General features: G+C 42.3%; 21 protein-coding genes. 13 read left to right on the top strand and 8 right to left on the bottom strand.

Annotation, left to right across the window (positions count from 1 at the left end; translation table 11 throughout):
* Positions 1–317: 317 nt before the first annotated feature.
* Together T355_RS0104125 and T355_RS0104130 are read left to right on the top strand one after the other, a co-directional pair.
* Positions 318–1076: a ParA family protein gene (locus tag T355_RS0104125; RefSeq protein ID WP_027396642.1), complete on the top strand. Its 759-nt coding sequence runs from the start codon at positions 318–320 to the stop codon at positions 1074–1076.
* Between the two features lie 81 nt (positions 1077–1157).
* Positions 1158–1520, top strand: coding sequence for a hypothetical protein (locus T355_RS0104130; protein ID WP_027396643.1), 363 nt, complete (start codon positions 1158–1160; stop codon positions 1518–1520).
* Between the two features lie 138 nt (positions 1521–1658).
* On the opposite strand, the gene T355_RS15230 is transcribed toward T355_RS0104130, so the two are convergent.
* The gene (locus tag T355_RS15230; RefSeq protein WP_155851666.1) at positions 1659–1817 is read right to left on the bottom strand and encodes a hypothetical protein; all 159 of its coding nucleotides are present in this window, start codon (positions 1815–1817) and stop codon (positions 1659–1661) included.
* 187 nt (positions 1818–2004) lie between these two features.
* On the opposite strand from T355_RS15230, the gene T355_RS14655 reads away from it, so the two are divergent.
* Positions 2005–4377: an ATP-binding protein gene (locus tag T355_RS14655; RefSeq protein WP_051555368.1), complete on the top strand. Its 2373-nt coding sequence runs from the start codon at positions 2005–2007 to the stop codon at positions 4375–4377.
* Between the two features lie 424 nt (positions 4378–4801).
* Here T355_RS14655 and T355_RS0104145 read toward each other — a convergent pair whose 3' ends face one another.
* Positions 4802–6919 (bottom strand): transporter substrate-binding domain-containing protein, encoded by a 2118-nt coding sequence (locus T355_RS0104145; RefSeq protein ID WP_197019551.1) that lies wholly within the window; start codon positions 6917–6919, stop codon positions 4802–4804.
* A gap of 319 nt (positions 6920–7238) precedes the next feature.
* Between T355_RS0104145 and T355_RS14660 the strand changes: the two genes are divergently transcribed.
* Complete coding sequence (locus T355_RS14660; protein ID WP_051555369.1) at positions 7239–9683, top strand: PAS domain-containing hybrid sensor histidine kinase/response regulator; 2445 nt, start codon at positions 7239–7241, stop codon at positions 9681–9683.
* 68 nt (positions 9684–9751) lie between these two features.
* Here the strand turns inward: T355_RS14660 and T355_RS0104155 are convergent, their stop codons facing one another.
* Positions 9752–10303: a hypothetical protein gene (locus T355_RS0104155; protein ID WP_027396645.1), complete on the bottom strand. Its 552-nt coding sequence runs from the start codon at positions 10301–10303 to the stop codon at positions 9752–9754.
* Between the two features lie 452 nt (positions 10304–10755).
* Positions 10756–12096, bottom strand: a complete 1341-nt coding sequence (locus tag T355_RS0104160; RefSeq protein WP_027396646.1) for a diguanylate cyclase domain-containing protein — start codon at positions 12094–12096, stop codon at positions 10756–10758.
* A gap of 188 nt (positions 12097–12284) precedes the next feature.
* On the opposite strand from T355_RS0104160, the gene T355_RS0104165 reads away from it, so the two are divergent.
* From T355_RS0104165 to T355_RS0104205, 9 genes are all read left to right on the top strand, one after another.
* A complete protein-coding gene (locus T355_RS0104165) occupies positions 12285–13715 on the top strand; it encodes a tetratricopeptide repeat protein (RefSeq protein WP_027396647.1) in 1431 nt (476 codons plus the stop codon).
* A gap of 107 nt (positions 13716–13822) precedes the next feature.
* Entirely contained in the window at positions 13823–14080 is a 258-nt protein-coding gene (locus T355_RS0104170) for a hypothetical protein (protein ID WP_027396648.1), read from the top strand.
* A gap of 5 nt (positions 14081–14085) precedes the next feature.
* A complete protein-coding gene (locus tag T355_RS0104175; protein ID WP_027396649.1) occupies positions 14086–14280 on the top strand; it encodes a YjfB family protein in 195 nt (64 codons plus the stop codon).
* Positions 14281–14489: 209 nt separating this feature from the next.
* Positions 14490–15005: an ECF transporter S component gene (locus tag T355_RS0104180; protein WP_027396650.1), complete on the top strand. Its 516-nt coding sequence runs from the start codon at positions 14490–14492 to the stop codon at positions 15003–15005.
* Between the two features lie 46 nt (positions 15006–15051).
* A complete protein-coding gene (locus T355_RS0104185; protein WP_027396651.1) occupies positions 15052–17076 on the top strand; it encodes a TonB-dependent receptor in 2025 nt (674 codons plus the stop codon).
* Between the two features lie 37 nt (positions 17077–17113).
* Positions 17114–18031 (top strand): YitT family protein, encoded by a 918-nt coding sequence (locus T355_RS0104190; RefSeq protein WP_231482973.1) that lies wholly within the window; start codon positions 17114–17116, stop codon positions 18029–18031.
* Between the two features lie 92 nt (positions 18032–18123).
* A complete protein-coding gene (locus T355_RS0104195) occupies positions 18124–18534 on the top strand; it encodes an amino acid-binding protein (RefSeq protein ID WP_027396653.1) in 411 nt (136 codons plus the stop codon).
* Positions 18535–18627: 93 nt separating this feature from the next.
* Entirely contained in the window at positions 18628–19416 is a 789-nt protein-coding gene (locus tag T355_RS0104200) for a ZIP family metal transporter (protein WP_027396654.1), read from the top strand.
* A 202-nt stretch (positions 19417–19618) separates the two neighbouring features.
* Positions 19619–20437, top strand: coding sequence for an Rpn family recombination-promoting nuclease/putative transposase (locus T355_RS0104205; RefSeq protein WP_037329788.1), 819 nt, complete (start codon positions 19619–19621; stop codon positions 20435–20437).
* Between the two features lie 313 nt (positions 20438–20750).
* Here the strand turns inward: T355_RS0104205 and T355_RS0104210 are convergent, their stop codons facing one another.
* The 4 genes from T355_RS0104210 to T355_RS0104225 form a co-directional block, all read right to left on the bottom strand.
* A complete protein-coding gene (locus tag T355_RS0104210; protein ID WP_027396656.1) occupies positions 20751–21311 on the bottom strand; it encodes a tRNA (mnm(5)s(2)U34)-methyltransferase in 561 nt (186 codons plus the stop codon).
* A 41-nt stretch (positions 21312–21352) separates the two neighbouring features.
* Complete coding sequence (locus T355_RS0104215) at positions 21353–22387, bottom strand: 3-deoxy-7-phosphoheptulonate synthase (protein ID WP_027396657.1); 1035 nt, start codon at positions 22385–22387, stop codon at positions 21353–21355.
* A 153-nt stretch (positions 22388–22540) separates the two neighbouring features.
* Positions 22541–22972 (bottom strand): flavodoxin, encoded by a 432-nt coding sequence (locus T355_RS0104220; protein ID WP_027396658.1) that lies wholly within the window; start codon positions 22970–22972, stop codon positions 22541–22543.
* Positions 22973–23032: 60 nt separating this feature from the next.
* Positions 23033–23623 (bottom strand): DUF3793 family protein, encoded by a 591-nt coding sequence (locus T355_RS0104225; RefSeq protein WP_027396659.1) that lies wholly within the window; start codon positions 23621–23623, stop codon positions 23033–23035.
* Positions 23624–23837: the final 214 nt, after the last annotated feature.

Below are 23837 nucleotides of genomic sequence, written 5' to 3' on the forward strand. Positions count from 1 at the left end.
GTATACATTTCAGTCGCATATAATGGCTGTAACCCTTGATATATAAGGATTTACCGCCAGGTAAAAACTATAAAAACATATAAAATACATATAAAGAAATAAAACACACAGATATCAACAGAAATCTCTGGATAAGAAGATGGGGGAGTGGTTGCTGTGTGTTTTTTTTTATTATTTGTAGTAAGTAATGTAATTAGGGACTTGCTTTATTTTTAAAAAAATACTAATATAACAGTATTATAGTAATATTAAAGTTATAAATTAACATTTATCTAACATTATATAAATGTTTAATTACTGTAAAATGAGGTGTATAAATGGAAATAATTGCGTTTTCAAACAAGAAGGGTGGTACAGGAAAAACCACCTCTGCCATTAATTTTTGTGCAGCACTGGGAAGAAAAGGATATAAGGTATTGGCCATAGATCTCGATCCCCAGGCAAACTTCACAGCTGATTCCGGGGGAGAGGCTATTGGTACAGTAGCAGGAACCTTTGATTTTATTTTGGGAGCCCCTTTGGAGGATGTGGTACAGCACAATGAGTATTATGACTTTATGGGTGCCGATAAGCGCATTGAGAACCAGAGAAATAAGTTTGAGGAAAAGGGCTCAGATTTCTTATTAAAGAAAGCCTTGGCTAAGGTAGAGGGCTATGATTTCGTGGTTCTGGATACAGCTCCTAGTATGTCCGGTATCGTATTTTTGGCACTGGTGGCCTGCAACCGGGTTATTGGCGTATGTGATGCTGATCAGCGAAGTGTTACCGGGCTTGGTGATTTGTATTCTGCAATTCAAAGTGCAGCTGATTATAATCCAGGACTGAAAATTGACGGTATTCTTATTACGAGGGATGTTCCCCGGACCCAGGCAAACAAGTTTGCAGTGGATGTATTCCATCAGGCTGCAGCCCAAATCAACAGTATTGTTTTTAATACACATATAAAGGAGCGTACAGTATTCCATCAGTGTACTGCCCTTCATACCAATGTATTTAATGTGGACGCCAGATCTGATGGTGCCAAGGATTATGAGGCATTTACCGATGAGGTCCTGGAGCTGTTTAAAAAAGATTAAAAAAGCAATATATTAATTTTTAATAAATGTTAAAAAAATGCTAATTTAAAGATAGAATAACATTAAATTGAGGTGAAAATAATGGCAAAGAAATTAGACCTTAATAATACTGCAGCGGCATTGGGAGATTTTACCGGCAGAGCAAAACCAGTTGTTCCACTTCAGCAGGAAGAAGAAAAAATTACTGAACCAGTGGTGCAGGCTGCTTCTATAGCTACTATAAATGAAGAACAGACACATGACCAAAATGTATCAGAAAATAATGTGGCACCTAAAAGACGTGGACGGCCAACAAAGGCAATAAAAAAAGATTCCAGGCTGTCCGTCTATATGACTGAGGAATTAAAAGGACGTTTGGAAGCATTGGCAGATAAAAAGAGTATGAGCATGAATACCATAATAACAGCTGCTCTTATGGATTATTGTGAAAGCAATGGAATGTAATATCAATGCTATATAAAATGTAAATAAATATTAAAATAATGTTATTAAAATATTTATTTAAGAATAAAATAATGGTTTTATAGCAAAACAAAAGGCTCGTCCCCAACAGGGCGAGCCTTTTAAAATACCCACAATTTACTAATACTTTTTGCCATATACATCTTCTTCCTGTCCAATTTCTTCTTCTTCATCAGGAAAATGGCGATCATCAATATCAGGATGCAGAGGGTCTGCGTCCTGCCAGGCTTCCTTTTCCGAACCGTCATATTCCTGCCACCATTTCTTAGGCCCTTTCATATCGCTCCCCTCCTTTCCAAAATTTTTCTTATCTAATTATACCATTTTCAAAACAAAAAATATCAGAAGTTTTTGAAAATTCAGAGGTACTAAAAAAGAAGGATTTTGATAAGAAATGTAAAATATATTTAAAGTAAAGTATTAATGTGATTGAGTCCATCTTCCTTCTGTACAGGAGGCGAATATCATGGATAAAGCTGGTTCATTACAAAAGCAGGTAATGGCTTTTCTGATAATTACCCTGGTGCTTTTAACGGCATTGCTTAGTTTTGCCGCCTTTGAGATAGTGGGCAATGAAAAAGACAGGGATATCGCCATCGAGATGAACACCCTCACCGCCACCGAAGCTGAGAAACTTAATCATGACTATATCAGATTTGAAGATGCAGTAAACCACATGGTAGGAATCACGGATTTTTACATAACCAGTGTGGATGATGTTATGGATCCAGTAAAAAGGGAAGAAATTAACAAAAATCTTCAAAAAATATATGATATATTCTCCCAAACGACTAATATGTCGCTGAGCTATTATTGCGTATATAATCCGGATTTGGTAGGAAAGCAGCAGGGATTTTTTTATACCCGTAATGCAGCTGATAATATGGAAAAACGTGAGATGACGATTATCAGTGATTTTAATCCGGAGGATATTGAGCGGGTGGGGTGGTACACGGTTCCGATAAAGGAAAGGAAAGCTGTTTGGCTGCCACCTTATTACAACAAAAATACAAGGCGTTATACTATATCCTATTGCGTGCCATATTATAAAAATGATGTTTTGATAGCAGTAATAGGTATGGATTTTAATTTCGAAATATTGCTGAACATGGTGGATCAGATTCATTTCAGCAAGAATGGTTACGCTTATTTAAAGAGTGCTGATGGCACGGTTCATTATCATGCCCATGATTTTATGTTGGGAAATGTACATGGTGATGAAATTCTTAAGAAGGTTAAAAATTCTGATTTACTTTCCAATAATAATTCTGGAAATAATGTAATTCAGTATGAGATGAAGGGTAGTGAACGGGTACAGACCTTTGAAACTTTAAGATGCGGACTAAAGCTGGTACTTTGTGATGATTATGATGAAATATACAAGGACAGGTACGAGCTGGTGACCATGGATATTATAGTTATTGTTACCTGTGGATTTTTCATTATTATAATGATGGTGTATTATACCAACCGTATAATGCATCCCGTCAGAATGCTTACCAGAGCGGTGTATGCAATAAAGGATGGCAACTACGATGTGGAGCTTCCTAAAAATGCTCCGGGGGAGATTGGTGTACTTTCTCAGGGTGTGGCCATGGCAGCGGCAGCCCTTGAGGAGAAGCAACGTTTGAATGCCTCGGCCTTGGCGGCACAAAACAGAAAACTGGAGAAGGCCGTAAAAAAGGCAAAGGAAGCCAGCAGGGCAAAAAGTGATTTTTTGTCCCGGATGAGCCACGACATACGTACGCCAATGAATGCCATTGTGGGTATGGGGATGATAGCAGATTCCCATAAGGACGATCCGGAAAAGCTGTCGGAATGTTTGCGTAAAATATCCAATTCAAGCAAATATTTGCTTAATCTTATTAATGAAGTATTGGATATGAGCCGTATAGAAAGCGGTAATCTAAGTATCAATAAGGCAAATGTGAATCTTACGGACCTTATCGGAAGTATTGTTGCCATGTTAGCCCCTCAATTTGATGCCCATGATCATCATATCCAGACAAACCTGGATAACATCATACACGAAAATGTAATCAGTGACTCCCTGAGAATACAACAGGTGTTTATTAATATTTTAGGTAACTCAATTAAATACACTCCTGACGGAGGGGAGATAAGCCTTTCCGTTAGAGAAGAACACGTATCGGCCAATAGGAGCCTGTACATTTTTAGCTTCAAGGATAATGGAATAGGCATGTCAAAGGAATTCCAGGAAAAATTGTTCCAGCCTTTTGCCAGGGAGCAGGATGATCATGAAACTGAGGTAAAGGGCACTGGTCTGGGAATGTCTATTACCAAGGCCGTAGTGGATTTACTTGGGGGAACAATCCGAGTAAACAGTGCTCTGCAAAAGGGAACGGAAATTATTGTTCAGCTGGATCTGGAATTTGTTGAGGATGTTGTATCCGACAAGAAACAACATAGGCAGATGGATTTTTCAGAAATCAGATTGGATGGGAAGCGGATTCTCCTTGTTGATGATATATCCCTGAATCTGGAGATAGCAGAAAACCTTCTGGAAATGACGGGAGCTGTAATGGACAAGGCCATCAATGGCAAGGAAGCAGTGGATATATTCAAGGAAAAGGGAGAGGGCTACTATGATTTGATTTTCATGGATGCCAGAATGCCGATAATGGATGGTTATGAAGCCACAAGGACTATCAGAGGTTTGGGTTCTGAATATGCAGCAAAGCTTCCTATTATTGCCATGAGCGCTGATGCCTTTGCAGAGGATATTGAGAATTTCAAAAAGTGTGGCATGAATGACTATGTATCAAAGCCGATAGATCTTAAAAACCTGGCCAGAGTTTTACAGAAGTACTTGCTTTAAGAGTAAAAAAATACCAAATAAGTGGTATTTAAACATTTAATAAATATTTGATAAATACTAAAACAACAATAAAATAACATTAAAAAAGCACTGATTAAGCGGTAAAAATACCACCTAATCAGTGTTTTTATTTCATCCTATAAATCTGACTTATCCAGACATCATAGTAGACATAAAAAATGCCGCTAACACCATAAGGGGTAGTGTCGGCGGCCATGGGTGAAATGCTCTGGGGAAGAGCAAATCGAGAGAGGGGTTATGGGGGATATAATTGAATCCATATATCCACCTAGAAACAACATTAGCAGAATAACATTATTTCTTTAGAGCATTATATATTAAAATACAGTTTGTGTAAACAACCATTAACTTAAAATACTGTATACTTAATGAAACACCCTAAATTGTAAACCTACCTCCCTATTCACCGCTTGCGTCTGTCAATACCCGCTCTGTAGTAATAAGCAGCCTTGTCCTTATACATTTCCTGGTCTGCAACGGAAACCATATCGTTAAGACTATTATAAGAGCCTTCATGATTATTGGCATAACCAATGGCTACAGACAGGTTCTTTACGAGCTTACCGGACCATCCGTTAAATGATTCCTTAAGACGCTGCAGAATATCTGGCCAATCATCAATATCATGGTACAAAATGGCCATAAATTCATCGCCACCAACCCTGTAGACGTTGCCGTAAGGGTTCAGCACCTTCTTCATACAATCTGCGGCACCAATAATGAGCTCATCACCAGCCTCGTGCCCCTGCTCATCGTTGGCTTTTTTCAAACCATTAAGATCCATGGCTACAACAATTACATTTTTTTCTTTAAGCTCCGAGTTCATATTATCAACATCATCGTTAAAGCTGCGTCGGTTGAAAAGTCCCGTAAGCCCGTCGTGATGGGCAATATATTCCATTTGGGCACGATTTTTGTGGATGAGATATATATAAGCCAGAAGTCCACTTACGGTGGCAACAATAATGCCAACTATTATTGTAAAAAGAATAAAGTGCTGTAAAATAAAATCCTTAAGGGTCATGGAGGTCATTTGGCTGGTGTAGGTATAGGTGGAGGTAAAACCAAAATCTGAAGGCAGATTGGTAATTCCCCGATTAAGTATTGATAAAAGCTCATTGTTGCCCCGTTTTACTGCAAAACAACGACTGCTGTAATCCCTCATTGGAGCAGTCTGAAGCATACTGTAGCTTGGATGGATGAGGAAACCGTCTTTACGGAACTGGTTCAGGATACAGCCATCCACATCACCATTTTTTACAGCCTCCAGCATGTCATCAATTTTATCATAATACAGGATTTCCGAATCAGGGAAATGACTGCGAATATAAATATCAGCAATGGAATTGCCCTGCTTGGCGGCCAAACGTCTCAGCTGAAGATGTGAATAATCTCCCTTGTATACGAGATACATAGGGGTAGAAATAACCTCTGTGGTCAGGAATATATTGTTCTCCTCGGCCCGGGCCACATCATAATTAATAGGAAAAGCCATATCGATGGTACCGGCCTGAAGAGAAGCAACTAAGGCCTCATAGGTTTTATATGAGGTAAATTGAAACCTCACATCATCCTTTATTCTTATTTTTTTGCAAATCTCATTAAGCAAATCTGTGATGATACCGTATACTTGTCCTTCCGCATTTGTGTCAGAAAATGGCAGATAGTCGTCCAGATAGCCAACGGTTATTACGGGATGCTCCCTAAGCCAGATAATTTCATCTTCCTGGAGTTTACCGCTGACGGCCAGCTCAGAAAAATAGGTATTGGATAGCTTTTTTGTAAAATATGGATCTGTGGAGGTGATTTTACTAAGGGCAGAATTAAGCTCCTGTACCAGATCAGGTCTGCGATGGTTAAAGGCCAAATAATATTCGGTCTGTCCAATTCTGGTAATAGGAACCATGTAATTGTCACGATTTACATTGTTATCGGTATCCACCGTGGCATCTGTTTTGCGGGAGTCGAAATCCCTGTAACGGGAATCATTGCCACTGTAGGTGACAATGTTAACTTGATGGTTTCCATCATTATTCCACTGGTGCAGCATGTCCTCCATAACAGTATTGCGGTTGACACTGATGGTACGGTTCATAAGGCCGGCAATCCCTTTGGAGGCCAAAGGACTATCGGAATAAACGTAAATGTAATAATTTTCCAGCCCCATGGAATAATCAGGGAAAAGCAGCTTTTCCATACGTTCGGGAGTCTTGGATACTCCTGCCATAACGTCAATTTCCCCATTGTAGAGCTTTTGGAGCATAGTGTTCCAGTCACCATATACGTAGTCGTAATCCCAGTTGGTATAGTAGGAAACCTTTTGGAGATAATCGTAGGCAAGTCCTGATTTTACAGCATTATCATCCATGCCCTCCATAAAGTTTCGGCTTTCCACATAGCCCACTCTAACTATTTTTGAAGTGTGCAAATGTGGAATCTGGGCAGCAGAAGCAGTGCTGCCGGTAGATAGACAGGTATTGTTGGTTTCAGGAACACAGATCTGTACTAAAAAAAGGCACAAAAAAGTAACCAGAAAATAGCAGCTTCTGGTATAATTTTTTAGCCTTTTACGTGTATTTTTTATGGACAGATATTTCATGTCATATACCAGTCCTTTTTATGTGATAATTCGTCGTTATAATTTATTCTTATGATTATTATAAATGAATTTCTATTAAATTGTAAGCGTTATTAGGAAATATTTTTAAAATATTTTAACTGTTAATGAATGTGGTGATAGATAGAGGAATTTTCATTGTTAATGAAGAATAATACACCATTGAAGTGTTGGGAAAAACGATTTTTGTAATTATTTTTGTAGTTTTTAAGGCGGGTTTATTATGAAGAAAGATTCAAGCAGTATAGTGAAAATGCGTTCCGGAACATGGTATGGAGAATTGGATGAAAATGCCCGCGTGGAAAAAGCTACTTTTTCCGAAGAATTACGACAGATGCTGGGCTATGACCAAATTGATTTTCCAGGAACCTTTGACATCATGCTGGAAATAGTGCATCCAGATGACAGACAGAAAATGTTAGATGCAACAGGTGCCACCATTAGAGGCGAGGTCAGTTCCTTTGATACGGAATTTCGCCTAAAAAAACAGGATGGCAGCTATATGACGGTGAATGCTACTGGTACGGTCACTAAAAACGATGATGGTATCCCTTTTATTATGCATGGCACAATTTTTGATATATCAGCGCTAGTGGAAAACCGTATGGCTTATGAGCAAGCTATGCATCGTTTGGAAGCTTCCCAAAAATTGGAGAATGATTTAAAACAGTTTGGTCCTATAGCGGCCATTTATGAAACGGCCAGGTTCCGCCTCGAATATGATGAGCATGGAAGACGGGTATCAGTAAGCTGGAATGATGCTTATCGGGAGCTCTTGGGCTATGACAGTGATGAGGAGTTTCCTCAAACGCTACAGAGCTTTTATAATCGTATTGTGGCTGAGGATTTGGAGAATGTGGGCCATGCCATGGACCTGTTGGAAAATGATGTACATTCTGATTCAACCTATGATGTGGAATTTCGCATGTATAAAAAGGATCGGTCCATTGTATGGATACGGGCCGCGGCCAAGCGCATTATCGGGTCTGATGGCAAAGCGATGCATTCTATCGGCCTTTTGACGGATATTACAGCACAGAAAAATCTGGAGCTGCAAAAAACCATATATGAGGTCTTTTCCCAGGAGTTTCTGACGGTAGGTATTATCGATATTTTCCATAATCAAATATGGCTGTTACGGGATAATATGATAAATGATACCTTTATCCAGTCCTATGAAAAGGGTGCCCATAATTATGACAATTTCCTCAAGGAATATGTCAGCAAGCATGTGGCAGAGGAAGATCGGGACCGGGTGTATCGTGGTAGTCGGGTTTTCCATATAGTTATTGAGCTAAAGAAAAATGACGTATATCGTATCAGATATAAGTTCCAAAAAGAAAATGGGGCTATACAATATGTTCAGGGAACATATTTGTGGCTTAACAAGGATGGGGACAAGCGAAAGGTAATATGTGGCTTTCGTGATGTAACGGACCTTATACGCCGGGAGCAGGAAAAGCAGGAGGTATTGCGTAAGGCCCAGGAAGAAGCCGAACTGGCCCGCTATGAGGCTGAGTCAGCCAATCAGGCCAAGACCTCCTTCTTGTTCAACATGTCCCATGATATCAGGACTCCGATGAATGCCATTACGGGGTATAGGGAGCTGCTGGAACGGGAGCAGGAGGACCCGGAAAAGCGCCAGTATTATCTGGACAAGATGGACGATGCCTGTAAGGTACTGATATCAATCATAAATAATGTATTGGAAATGGCCCGTATAGAAAAGGGCGTATTGAAGCTGGATGAGATACTATGGAATACTGATCAGTTTAATGATGGCCTGTATTCAATTATAAAGCCAATGATGGACAAGAAGAATATCAAGTTTACCCAGGAAATGGTTGTTTATCACCAATATTTCTTTGGTGATGGGGATAAGCTACGTGATATATTCCTGAATATTTTGTCCAATAGCTACAAATACACTAAGCCAGGTGGTTCAGTTCATATGAAGCTGGAGGAGCTGCCTCATGAAAAGCTTGGTTGGGCTTGGTATAGAACCACGATTAGCGATACGGGAATCGGTATGAGTGAGGAATTTTTACCTCATATTTTTGACTCCTTTACCAGGGAAAACAATACCACCAGCAATAAAATTGAGGGAACTGGCTTAGGAATGTCCATTGTAAAGCGGCTGACGGATTTTTTAGGTGGCAAAATTGAGGTAAAGAGCAAAAAGGGTGAGGGTACAACCTTTATTGTAGATATGCCACACCGCTTGGGGCAAAAGCCCGATGAAGGATATTCAGTGAGTGAGCATATGGAGGTTGACCCTGGTGTATTTGTGGGGAAACGGGTTTTGCTGGCTGAGGATAATGAGATTAATGCCGAAATTGCCCTGGAGATTTTGTCTTTGGCTGGTATGACGGTGGAACATGCCAAGGATGGTCAGGAATGCGTGGCCATGCTGGAAAATACAGATGGAAACTATTATGATTTGATCCTTATGGATGTGCAAATGCCAAGAATGAACGGCTATGAGGCCACTCGGGCTATACGTGGGTTAGCGGATGAAAAAAAGGCGCATATTCCGATTGTAGCCATGACCGCCAACGCCTTTGAAGAGGACAGAAAGGAAGCCTTTAAGGCGGGGATGGATGGCCACTTATCGAAGCCAATCGATATAAGGGAATTAATGCGGGGTATGGCTAAGGTGTTCAGATAGCACAGTAAAAAAGCAGTGATATTAAAGGCTGATGTAGCCCGTCATATCACTGCTTTTATTTTTTGACATTATTTCGTGGTCTTATTGGCGCCGGCCAATGGTTTGGCCAATTCAGGGTGCTCACAATAGAACTGCACAGTGGTCCAGTAGTTTTCATAGGCCTGGCTGTAGCTAGTTTCACCGATTTCAACCCAGCCCTGACGGTCTCCTGGCTGAACATTTGCCATCGTAAGAGGATCTGGATAAATCACCTGCGGAGTCTTGGCAGCCTTCTCCAGCTTTTTCTTTTCAGCCTTTGCCATTGCCTCTGCCACAGTATCATCTACGTCCTCAACTACAGGAGGAAGCACAGTCCAGATGGATACGGTTACGGTATCATCCAACTCAGGGGTAAAACGGAAACGGGCATTTTCAAAGGATTTGTTCTTTATGGCAATTTTTATCCACGCATAATAGGAACCTCCGGCCTTGCGGACGGTTTCAGTCTCAAGGTAGTGCATGGTATTGTCGTCACCGTACACCAGCACCTCATGGGCCTGTGTATTATTTGGAGCCAAAGCCTGGCTGCCGCAAAAGAGGGCCAGGGCGGCCACAGCAATAGCAAAAAAACGCTTAAACATAATATAATTCTCCCTTCAAGTTCACTATATAACATTATACTATCAAGTTTGGATTTTGCAAAATTAAAAGGCCACCTTTTCAGATGGCCACTACACACACAACATCGGCTTCAATCAACTACTTACTACATCTCTCTTAGTATAGAAAAGAGGTACCTGACGTCGTCGGACATCCCAATCGGGAGTGAAGCATTGATTAATATTCGGGTACTAACGCTACCACACAATCCACTGTCACTAACATCTACTACCAGACAAATCTACTACCAGATAACTAAGTGAGATTAATGAATATCGGCGCATCAACGTCAGCTGGGAAACCGTTTCTAATATGTCAAAGCGCTGACGGTGCAAACATCAAGTACCTCTCTATTTGTGTATATTATATTACGGATGGAAAAACTTTGCAACAATATTTTGAATTGTCTGACAATAATTTTGGGCTATGTAATTTATTCCATTTCAGCATGATAGGCTTCCTTCATGTTATACATACGCTGGTCGGCAATTTCCCTCAGCTGCTGTGGATCTGTTCCGTCATCAGGGTAGAAGGCATAGCCTATACTGATGCTGACCATCATATTATTGGACCCGCTGACAATGGAGCGATTAAAGGCCTTGGTCATTTTAGCTGTTATGGTTTCATAGGCGCTCTTTTTTATGTCCTGATTTACCAGAATGGCAAATTCATCGCCGCCTAAGCGGTAAACATTGAATTCGCAGGCACCCTTCATCCTTAAGGCCACTTCCTTCAGCACATCATCCCCGGCTCTATGGCCATAGGTGTCATTAATGTGCTTGAACTTGTTTACATCAATATAGAAAATACCGTGTAGCTTGTTGGTGCGGACCAGAGTAGCCATATCCTCCTCAAAACAGCGGACATTGTAGAGTCCGGTCAGCTGATCCCTGAGGGAGATATTGGAAAACAGGGCTCTGTCCTCTGCCAAAAGCAGCACCATGTAGGTGAGCAGGGTGAGCAGCAGCACCAAAAACAGACCAAATAAGGCATAAGGAAGTAAAACAGAAGGGTGGATCCAGCCTTCCTCAGGGGCAATGGCCAATCTCCAGGATACCCCGGCAGCATCAAAATCCGCCACTACAGGGTCCTCCAGCATTCCTTTGGAGGAGGAGATAGGGCGCATTTCTTCGTCGAAGGGGTTGGTTTTGTATAGGGTATAATCATAGCCAAAGGTTTTTAAGTTGTCGGTGGAAATCTGGAATACATCCGGCACCTTAATTATGGCAATGGCGAAGCCCCAGAATTGTTTTATTCCGTTACTGTCACGGACGTATACAGGTTCCCGCAGCTCCATGCCGATTTCCTTGTGCTGGATTTCAAAAGGACCCTGGAGAGTCATGGTGCCTGTATTTTTACTGTAGGCAGCTAAGGAGCCGTAATGCTTTTCCTCAAAAAGGTTTATGAGATCACCCTCGTAGCCCTCCATAGGGTAAATGGAGGTTACAGTTCCCATAGGTGCCAGCTGGAGGCAGGAAATATATTTCCGGTCCTTCATAATGTGTCTGGCCACATTGTTGAAGTCTTCCATGGTTCCTTCAGCATTTTGCTGTAAAATGAGATTCATGGTTTCAGTAATGCCACAGCATTCGTTAATTGCGTATTTTATCTCGCTGACACGGTTTTGAATATTTTGTTTGGCCAGTGTCTGTTCCTGGGTGGTCTGCTGTCTCCAAATGCCGTTTATGACAAGGCTCAGTACCAGCATACTTAGCAGGAAAACTGCCGAGACAATGGTTATGCGGCTTGTTTTACTAACATTATTTATGTTCATGCCTTATCTCCTCAATAAATAAATCTTTTCTTAATTATAACGCAAATGTTCAATTTTTTCTTTATAATTGGAAAGAAAAATTTCCAATTAATGTATTTCTAATAAAGTTCTAATTGTGGGGAAAAGGGGCTGGTGGTAGAATGAAAGAGCATTATTATAACTAGCATTATTATTAAAGAGAGGAATTTGTGAAATCCATTATGAGAAATCTTAATAAGTTAAGTAAGAATATAGGCAAAAAAATAGTTAAAAATATAAGTAAGAAAATGGGCAGAAAGGTTATAGCTCCTTTAATGGCAGCTGCCTTTTTGATGACGCCTGCCTTTGCTCTGGCGGCAGAGGATTTTAGTGGCCTTACAGATTCTCAGGTGTATGAGCTGGGAAATTCCTTTATGGAAAAGCGTGACTACGGACGTGCTATGGAGGCTTATAACCATGTGCTGAGTGAAAACAGTGGGTGGGCTGTGGTATATACCAGCCGTGCCAGAACCAAATTCATACTTGGGGACAGGGAAGGGGCAGAGGCAGATCTGAACACTGCTCTCAGCTACGATCCTAATCTTCCTGATGCCTACTATGTAAAGGGCAGCTTCCTCTATATGGAAAATGATTTTGCAGGAGCAGAGGAAAATTTCAATCACGCTTTGGAGCTGTATCCTGATTATGTGGATGCAATTACCATATTGGGAAAGCTGTATTTCGATACGGGGCGGGAAAATGAAGCGGTTAAGGCCATGAGTCTGGCCGTGGAGAAGGCCCCTTCTGCAGCGACCTATGTAAACCGGGCCATTATTTACTCTAAAATACCGGATGCCTCTGCGGCCAACCTTGATTACAACAAGGCCTTGGAGCTGGACCCAAATTGCGTGACGGCCTATTTGAACCGTGGCATGCTGTTTGTGGAGCAGGGGAAATTCACCGCGGCCCGTAGCGATTTTGACAGTGCCATTAAGGCGGATCCGAAAAATGCCAGTGCCTATATAAATAGAGGCTACTTGTCCATGGAGTCAAAGCAGTATGAGGATGCCATGGCAGATTTCAACAAGGCTGTTGAGCTACAGCCGGATAATGCCCTGGCTTACAATGCCAGAGGCCTGGCCAATCGCAAGGTAGGCAGCTCTGATGAGGCATTACGTGATTTTGACAAATGTATTGAGCTGGCTCCGGATTATGAGGTGGGGTACCAGTCACGGGCCATGCTTCACAGGGATATGGGAGAATATGATAAGGCCCTGCCGGATTTTGAAAAAATAATTGAGCTAAATCCAGATAATCCTTTGGCACATTATGACAAGGGGTGTCTTTATTTGGAGATGCAGCAGCCGGATAAGGCTTTGGAGCTTTTCAACAAGGCCATCGAGCTGGACGGTGGAAATACATACCAGTTTATTATGAATAAGGCTGTGGCCGAAGCATATCTGGGACAAAATGAAGCCGCGGTGGCTGATTTTACAAAGGTTATTGATATGACTGGTAATTATGTAATGGCCTACCTTTATCGTGGGATTGTCTACAACACTATGGGTATGAAGGCTGAGGCCAAGGCGGATATTGACAAGGTGCTTATGCTGGAACCTGAAAATCAGCAGGCCAAGGAACTGATGAAAAAGCTTAAATGATATTTCTTAAATGACATTAATGGTGTGAATTTTTTAACTGGAAATGACGATATAGTATATGATATAATACCGATGTTATTTTTGGTATTGCTTGGAGGTTCACGTTGATGGATCCAATTTATTTATCAATTATTATTCTTGTGGCATCCCTGGTGGTCTTTTTCCTGATTTTCAAAGCCTACAGAGATGAAGGCAAGACGCCAATGTTTCACAGAAAGGCTGCTATTTTGTTTGGTGTTCTTACAGTGCTGAATGTTGCCGAAGCAATGGTGCGAGGTGGAGCTGACATCATGCTCATAGTTTGTACTGTACTAACCTCAGTGGCTGCTGCAGTGAATTGGCGTATATACAAGAAAGGGGAGTGAATCCTATGGATATAATGAGCATTGCTTCTATGTCAGTAGAAATGCATCAGCAAGAGGATGCAATGAATATTGGCACAGCTGTAATGAAAATGGCCATGGATACCCAGACTGAAATGATGGATGGAATGCTGGATGCAATGGGTGCTGCTGAAGTGGCAGCTATGACCGGCGTTGGTCAGAACATTGATATCATGGCATAAGACTGCCATAAGGTGAAAAGTCCACTACCTACCTATTAGGTGGTGGATTTTTTATGGCGAATATTAGCAAATTAGCCAGATATTGCTTGCTATATAGGGTTATTTAATGGCAAAATAATAGGGTATCTGGGAAATTATAACGGATAAAATAAAACTATACTATTTTTGATAGGTTTTAAACGCCGGTCAGTATAGAAAAAGGAGTTATTATGAGTACAAAAAAGACGGTGTTTGCGGGATTTTTTGTGGCATTAGGTGTGCTTTTGCCCATAGCTTTTCATGCTTTTGGGCCCGTGGCCAGGATTTTATCCCCCATGCATATTCCCGTGTTTTTGGGTGGTCTGATTTTAGGCCCTGTATATGGACTTATCATAGGTGTGGTTACACCAATTATCAGCAGCTTTTTGACGGGGATGCCTCCATTGATGCCTATGCTGCCAATGATGGTGGCAGAGCTGGGAGTGTACGGCCTGGTTTCCGGGCTTTTGAGCCGTAAGCTGAATCCATGGCTGGCCATGCTGGGGGCCATTATCTGCGGTCGTGCTATGATTGTATTGGTTTTGCTGTTATTTGGGGAAATGCTGCAGATTAAGGCAGAGCCAATAGCTTATGTGTGGGGCGGTATTGCAGCAGGAGCACCTGGTATTTTGATACAGCTTTTGCTGATTCCGTTTATCGTAAAGCAGTTGAAAATGGCCTTTTCTCACCATGAGTTATTTAAATAGGAAATAATTGCATTTTAGAAATGATGCAACTTGAAGGAGCAAGGAAATGAGCAAGTGGAAGATTTTAAGTGGGTTGTTGTGCCTTAGTCTGGTTACTGGCAGTGCATTTGCCGCGGAGGTAGCGAATTACGGCGATGAAGAAGTGGTGGTATATGGTGATGAGACGACTGATAATCATGTGGATACCATCATAGATTTGAAGGATTATAAGGGCGAGGTTAAATCAGTGCCTGAGCTGCTGCGTGGTACAGCGGGCATTCAGATTCAGGAAAGGCCTGTAGGTGGTGCCGAGGACCAGAGTGTTAAGCTCCGTGGCCATGACAGCCGTCGTTTTCTTGTATTGGTGGATGGTGTACCCCAGAAAAATTCCGGTGTAATGGGCGGCAGCTATTTCAGCTGGGACGCCATGCCAATGGATATGATTGAGAAAATTGAGATTATTAAGGGTGCTAAGTCCTTTAAGTACGGCCAGACCGATGGCGGTGTAATCAATATTATCACCAAGCGCACCAACGGTGGACAGCTGAAGTTTGCCATTGGCAGCAGAAGACTTCGCCAGACAGCCTTCAACTATAAGGGCTCTGCTGAAAATCTTGATTTTGGCATTAACTATTTCTTTGAATCCCAGGATGCTTACCTCAGAAATGCTGATTATGGCAACAAGCTCTTTGGCTTGAGTCTGGGATACCATTTCAGCAAAACTGACACCTTAAAGGTGAATTTCCAGCATAACCGCACCCATGTGGGCCGTGTGGTTCAGAATATTCCAGGACAGCCGGGATATAATCCTTATTATCCTACTACTCTCTTTAATGATGCCTTTGGTAATGACAATGGCGCAGCTCCAAAAGATGGTAGCCATACCATTGCTACTGGTAACCGTTTTGATATTTCTTATGAGTCTAAGAGAGATAGCGGTAGTGACCTACTTACCTACTGGAAAAATAACGAGGACCTCCACGAGGTAAAAATAGCAGGTGCTGATTCCTACGATCGCCATAATTCCAGTGACAAGTCTTCCGGTTATATTTATCGTGGTACCCAGGTGCTGGATGACAAGCACGAGCTGGCCTTTGGCGGTGAGTACACCCGCCTCCGTTATGGCTATGGTTGGTATAACGGTAATAAGGGTTCGGGCAATGACCTTTATCCTTCCCAAAAGGCTGATGTTTGGGGCCTCTATGTGGGAGACACCTGGACCATGGACAAGCGCTGGACCTTGGAATATGGCCTTCGTTATGATACCATGCGGGCTGATCGGGATGATGCCAGAGCCACAGCCGTAAAATCCTACAGTGATAGTGGGTTTTCTCCAAAGCTGACTGCCACTGTGAAAAATGATGAAAAGACCACTACCAGCTTTTCCATTAATCGCATTTGGCGCAGCCCTTCCATGGCGGAGTTCTATTGGTATTATCAGGGTATGCAACTTCCACCTGCTATGGGGAACCATAATAAGGATGCAGAATTGCGCCCGGAAAAGGGTTGGGGCTATGATTTGTCTGTGGCCCACAGCTTCAGTGACAAGTACGATACCAAGGTGTCCTTGTACTATCAGAATTTCAGCTCCTTTATTAACTTTCTCCACACTAAGCCATTCAATGTTTATATGCTGAATGGAGTGAAGGTTTGGGGCTTTGAGTGGGAAAACAGCTATAAATTTGACGATTATTCCTCTGTTTATCTCAACTACACTAACCAGCATACTTCAAAGGATGGGACCAAGAACTATGATAAGGTAGCTTTATCTGACGAGCTGGATTATCGTCCTCGCCACATGCTTTCCCTGGGCTATAAATTCCATAGGGACAGCTGGACCTTCCAGTATGATATGAACTATGTGGGCAGCCAGAAGGCTGTTGCCGGTTATCCGTCAGCTGCTCCAATGGAGACCAAGGTGGCAGAGCTGGGAGGCTATGCTGTACACAATATTTCTATTACAAAAGAATTTGATAAGCAGACAAGCGCCAACTTTACGGTGTATAATCTATTTGATAAAGACTACAGCGAAATCTATGGCTATCCAATGGAGGGCCGCACCTATGTGCTGAGCTGCAGCTATAATTTCTAAATTTGAATATGGGATTCCTTGGGAGGCTTTTTTACGCATGAAAAACTTTATGAGAAAGTATCATGTAAAGAGAAATATTTTAAAGTACGCTTTGATTGTTCTGGGCTGTTTTATCGCCAGTGTGGGCATCAATGCCTGTTATGTGCCGGCGCACCTTTTGACAGGAGGCGTTACGGGTATTTCCATGATTATGCTGTTCTCCTTTGGTTTTCCTCTGGGTATACAGTCCCTTCTATATAATATCCCACTTTTGATAGCCGCCTATTTTTTCTTGGGGAAACGCTATCTTATGGATGTTTTTGTGGGAACCATGGTGTTTTCCTTCTGTCTGGACCTTACAAAATTTATGAATGACTTCCATCTGGTGCCTGATCATATGCTGTCTGCGATTTTTGGAGGCGTTTTGTGTGGTATCGGATATGGTATTGTCTTTAGAAATAATGCCAGTACCGGTGGCTTTGATATTATCGGTGCCATTGTGAAGAAATACTATTCCTTCGATATGGGTGTGGTGATTTTTTCCTTTAACTGCATGCTGATGGTGGTGGCTGGAGCCCTCTTTGGCGTTACCCAGGCTATGTTCACCCTTATTGGTATGTTTGTGGCAGCCAATATAACAGATAAGGTTATTGCTGGTATTAACCACAGAAAGGCCATTCTTATCGTGTCCAACAAGTCCAGGGAAATTGCTGATGGTATTATCTATGAAGTTGGTAGGGGAGTTACCTTTATCCACGGTCAGGGCGCTTATAGTCAGGCCGAGCGGGATATTGTCTTTGTGGTGGTGAAAACTACCCAGATTGCCAAGATAAAAGCCATTGTAAATACGGTGGACAGAGCTGCCTTTATGCTGATTGTTTCCGCCAATGAGGTGCTGGGCAGAGGCTTTAGCCTGCCTGGTATCGAGCTGGATAAGCTGCGTCAGGGCAGAACACCTGTGGAGACAGATGACTAATATGGCGGTTTTTGGTTTACAACTTTACACATATTTGCTATAGTTATGGGTAGAGTTTGTTAAATGAGACTCGTTTAGTAGGAGGTTTAAGTATGCTACAACAGATTTCTCTTTTCACGGAAAACAAGCAGGGGGGATTGGTAAAGATTACCTCTGTTCTCGCCAAGTCAAATATAAACATTTATACCATGCTGGCTAATGACAGTGCTGAGTTTGGTATTATCCGCCTTATAGTGGACAGACCTGATGAGGCCATCAAGGCCCTGAAGGATGCCGGTTACCAGTGCCGTCTGGACAAGGTTATTGCAGTAACCATGGAGGATGTGCCGGGGTATCTGGACAAGATTTTGTCCTCCGTGGATGGAGCAAATATTGATATCTGTTACCTCTACATTTCCTTTGACCGTTCCACCGGCAAGCCAGTGGCCGTATTTAAAACCAACGAGCCGGAAACAGCCACCTTCCTTTTGGGCAAGGGCTTCAATCTGGTGGAAACCTTTTAATTTTTTATGTGTAGGTTTTAAAAAAACTATATGAAGTAACAAAAAAGCAGAGTCATGGTTATTGGCTCTGCTTTTCTTAAAAGAGGTGAAATAATGTCAGTTGAAATAATACAGGGTCTCCTGATTCCATTTTTGGGCACAAGTCTGGGAGCAGGCTGTGTATTTTTTATGAAGGAACAGCTAAATCCTCTGGTGCAGCGGGGCTTGCTGGGATTTGCGGCGGGTATAATGGTGGCAGCTTCTGTGTGGAGCCTCTTGATTCCTTCCATGGAGCAGGCCATTGACAGCTGGGGAGATGTGCTAAGCTGTATTCCTGCTGTAACGGGCTTTTGGGCGGGAATACTGTTTCTGTTGCTGTTGGACTATCTGATTCCCCATCAGCATTTAAACAGCGACGAAAGTGAGGGCATGAAATGCAAGGCTGCCAAATCTACAATGATGGTGCTGGCAGTGGTTCTTCATAACATTCCTGAGGGCATGGCAGTAGGCGTTTTATATGCAAGCTGGTACAACGGGGCAGCTGACATCACCTTGGGGGCGGCTATAGCCCTGTCTGTGGGTATTGCCATCCAAAATTTCCCCGAAGGAGCCATTATCTCCATGCCACTTAGGGCAGAGGGGCTGTCAAAGGCCAGAGCCTTTGTATACGGTGTTCTTTCCGGTGTGGTGGAGCCAGTGGGAGCTGCCTTGACAATTATATTTGCCAGTATCATTATCCCGGTGTTGCCATTTTTGCTGAGCTTTGCCGCCGGGGCTATGCTGTATGTGGTGGTGGAGGAAATAATCCCCGAAATGTCCGAGGGTGAACACTCCAACATAGGTACCATCATGTTCGCCGTAGGCTTTTCACTGATGATGGTTCTGGATACCACTTTGGGATAAAGTAGAAATCCACATTATGGATTCTTGCATTTATTTGTAGATTATATGCGAATTCAAAACAATATAAAGTATATTACTAAAATTTCATTGAAAAATTAGGAAAGCTGTAATATACTTATATATGCATAATGATGATATTGAGGATGCGCATCAATAATTGGTTATGCTATAATCTAAACAAGAATGAGGTGCAAGTTTGCCCATGAAATCTTATGATGAACTGACCATACAGGATAATTTTATTTTTCAGAAGATAATGCGCAATAAGCGTATTTGCAAGCAGACCCTTGAGCGGTTGCTAAATATCGATATCAGGGATATTTCCTATCCGGAGGAGGAAAAGACCATCGATGTCCGTCTGGACAGCAAGAGTATCCGCATGGATGTGTATGTCAATGATGACAAGGGGACGATCTATAATATCGAGATGCAGACCAGCAAGGATATGGAGGAACTGGTAAAACGGGCCAGATATTATCAGGCCTTGATAGACATTGATTTGTTGGAAAAGGGGCAGGATTACGAAACTCTGAATAATACATTTGTTATTTTCATCTGCACCTTTGAGGTATTTAGTGGAAAGCTCCACAAATACACCTTTAGGAATTTATGCGTGGAAAATCACGGCATCGAGCTTGAGGATGGGACCACAAAAATGTTCCTCAGCACCAAGGGTGAGGCTGATGATATAGCCGGACCACTTAAGATTTTCCTCGATTATATGGATGGCCACGCACCAGCTGACGATTTTACCAAGGAAATTGACAGCGAGGTGGTCGTGGCGAAAAAACGCGAAGAATGGAGGCGAGAGTACATGACTTTGGCTTTGGAAATAGAGAAAGAGAAAAAAGTGAGTAAAATGGAAGGACTAATTGAAGGGAAAAGCGAAGGAAAAAGCATAGTAAATCGCCTAAATCAGATACTATTATCAGCAAATCGTTATGATGATTTAGAACGCGCAACAAATGATGCTGCTTATCAGGAGGAATTGATTAAAGAGTTACTTCCAGATGAACAATAAATATAGACGGGAGTTTATTACTTGAATAAATACAAGGCGTGCTTTGGCACGCCTTGGACTGTAGACAAATAGAACAAGCGCCCTCGCTCATGTTATAATTATCATGAACGGGGGTGCTTTTGTTATACAAGAAGAAAAACAGAGAGAAACAAACGCAGATTCAATTTATAACCAGTTGAAAAGATGAGAAGAACCCCTGAAGAGTGGCCGCTCTTCAGGGGTTCGTTTTTGTGTGCTATAGCTACACTAATCTCTTTTTGGCTGATTAAAGTATATCATCAGATATAGTATATTTCAAGCAAAGTAAATGCACTTACTTCACCTTTTCAATCAAATACAGATAAGGTGCAGTGGAGTCGTGGTTGGTGAGCTGGGATTTTACTACGGAATACTCATCCTTTGGCAGCTCCTCCAACAGAATCATCAGGTGTACGCTTTCTTCCTTGCCGGCAGGGTGGCCGGGATAAACCATGATGGAAATAACACCGTTTACTGCCAGCTGCTTCATGGAATTTTCCACTGCCTTGACAGTTACCTTTGGTACAGTGGTAATGGAGTGGTCTCCACCAGGGAGGTAGCCTAAATTAAATACTACCAGATCCAGCTTTTCATTTACCACCTGGCTGATATTTTCATGACTGTCCAGTACATAGGTGATGCCATCCTTGAATTCCTCGGTGGTTTTCTTGGTTTTCAGCATGGCTGTTGGCTGAACATCAAAGGCGTAAATATGGGCATATGGCTTTTTGTGCTGGGCAAGATATAATGTGTCCTTGCCGGCACCGGAAGTGGCATCTACAATTACCTTGGCTGTTTCCAGAGATTTTGACCATACACCCTGGGCGATGGTCAGCATATTTACCGCAGTCTGCATAGAAAGTCCCTCCATTAAAATTATTAAGCGTTTTTTATAAATTAAAGCATATCTGCCAAATCCAGTAGCAGGCGTTCAGTCTTTTCCCATCCCAGACATGGGTCTGTAATGGATTTGCCGTATACGCCGCCATCCACCTTCTGACAGCCGTCCTCAATATAGCTTTCTATCATAAGTCCCTTTACGATATTTTTGATATCAGGGTTAAGATTGCGGGAATTAATAATATCCTTGGCAATGCGTATCTGCTCCAGATATTTCTTGCCGGAGTTGGCATGGTTGGTGTCCACCACGATGGCTGGATTTTCCAGACCCCGTTCCTCGTACATCTTTATGACCTTGGTCAAGGTTTCATAGTGGTAGTTTGGCAGGCTGTTTCCGGCGGCATCTACATATCCGCGGAGAATGGAGTGGGCGAAGGCATTACCTTTGGTGCGAACCTCCCAGCCACGGAAAAGGAATTCCTGGGAATGCTGGGCAGCTGCCACAGAGTTCAGCATAACGGACAAATCGCCGCTGGTAGGATTTTTTAGGCCCACCGGGATACCAACGCCACTGGCAATCATGCGGTGGAGCTGGTCCTCACTGGAACGGGCACCAACTGCTGCATAGCATAAAAGATCGGAGAGATAGCGGAATACCTCAGGGTAAAGGATTTCCTCTGCGCCTGTAAGGCCTGTTTCTTCAATGACACGGACATTTAGCTTGCGGATGGCAATAATACCCTCCAGCATGTCCTCCTCTCCCTCAGGAGAAGGCTGATGCAGCATACCCTTGTAGCCCACGCCGATGGTGCGGGGCTTATTGGTGTACAGACGTGGTACGATGAAAATCTTGTCCTTGATTTTTTCCTGGAGCTTTGCCAAACGGGATACATAATCCACTACAGCATCCTCGTTGTCACTGGAGCACGGTCCGATAATAAGGGCCAGACGATGGTCCTCGCCGGAAAAGATATTCTTGATGGTTTCATCACGTTCCATCTTTATTTCCTTGTATTTCTTTTTGATAGGGTAATCCTCCATCAGACTTTGAGGTGAAGGGAGGACCCTGATGAATTCCATTTCCATGCTCATATTTATCACTCTTTTCTTGCAAAAATTACCAAAAAAACATCATACGAATATTGTAACATAGAAAAAGAGCTGCGTCCTAATAATATTTTAGGTCACAGCTTTTTCTCTTAGTAAGGCTTAAAAATTATAGAATGGTTAGAAGATAAAGATGTATCAGAAGTTTTCTTTTACAAAGCTCTGGGCGAAATCCTGGCATTCCTTAAGACCGTCGGCATCAGGGGTGTTGTTTATCATAACCCCATCCTTGTATACCTTTGCCCCGTGCTCTTTGCAGCGCTGATGCCAGTCCTGAAGCCATTCCCCGGAGCCCCAGCCATAGGAACCAAAGAGTCCTACGGGGATATTGGCGATTTTATTTTCAGCCTCCTGGAAGAATGGCTCAAATTCAGCCTCCTCAAGTACCTCACAGCCCATGGCAGAGCATCCAAAAAGGAAGCCATCATAGCCATCCATTTTGTCAGCGCTGAACTGGTCAACGGAATAAATGTCTGTTTCAGCCCCAGCAGCCTTGGCCCCATCCAGCATGGACTCAGCCATGGCCTTGGTATTTCCGGTCCCGGACCAGTAAACAACAGCAATTTTCATAAACTATCAACTCCTATGTAAACATTAAATAAATAAGCTAACTTAAAGATATTATCCAATTTATGCGGCACCCATGACCTCCAAAAGGCTTTCCCCGGCCCTGAGTCGGTCACACATGGCATTTATACAATCGTTGTAGCACTGGAAAAGGTGCTTTTGGGCGGCTTCATTGGTGTACACCTTCCAAAAACCGCTGTAGAGGAAATTCTGTCCCTTATTATCAATGAAGGCCTGTACATCTGCCGGCGGATATCCCAAAAAAATACCGATTTCATGGGGAAAACCCTCACAATTAGCGATGCGGTTTTTAAGGTGCTCCAGCAGGGCAGGGAGAGTAGCCTCATCAATTCTCTTTTCCACAGGATAATCAAAGCTTTTTAGAATATCTATAGCCAGGGGGCGACGAAGAAGGCGGGTCAGGAGCTGTGGCCTGTAAAAAAACATCAGGGTGTGATTCCTTTGCCGTGAAAGCTGGAGGTATGCTAACCCGTGGCACTGGAAGCATTTGGCGTGACTTTCCAGAAAATTCCGGAAGGAGTTATCAGAATCAACTGTAAAAGCCACCATACTGCCACACTTAATTCCCTTAATGGTAGGGGCACAGTGATATGCCATCTGATGTTCATAATTATTGTAAATTGATTTATTCATGGAAATCACCCCCTTGGCTATTTGATATCCTTTCTCAATTACAAGAAAAGTATAGCATATATGAGAATGGTTATCAATAGCAAAAACAAAAATATATCAAAAATATTTTGTCTGTCCTTGATATTAAATACAGAAAAAAAGGATTCACCGGGTTGGTGTCGAAGTATACTCTAAAATACTATTGATTGTTGCCTTGAAAAATTAATCATGAAAT

The sequence above is a fragment of the Anaerovibrio lipolyticus LB2005 genome, assembly GCF_000621545.1.
In the GTDB taxonomy this organism is placed as follows: Bacteria; Bacillota; Negativicutes; order Selenomonadales; family Selenomonadaceae; genus Anaerovibrio; species Anaerovibrio lipolyticus_A.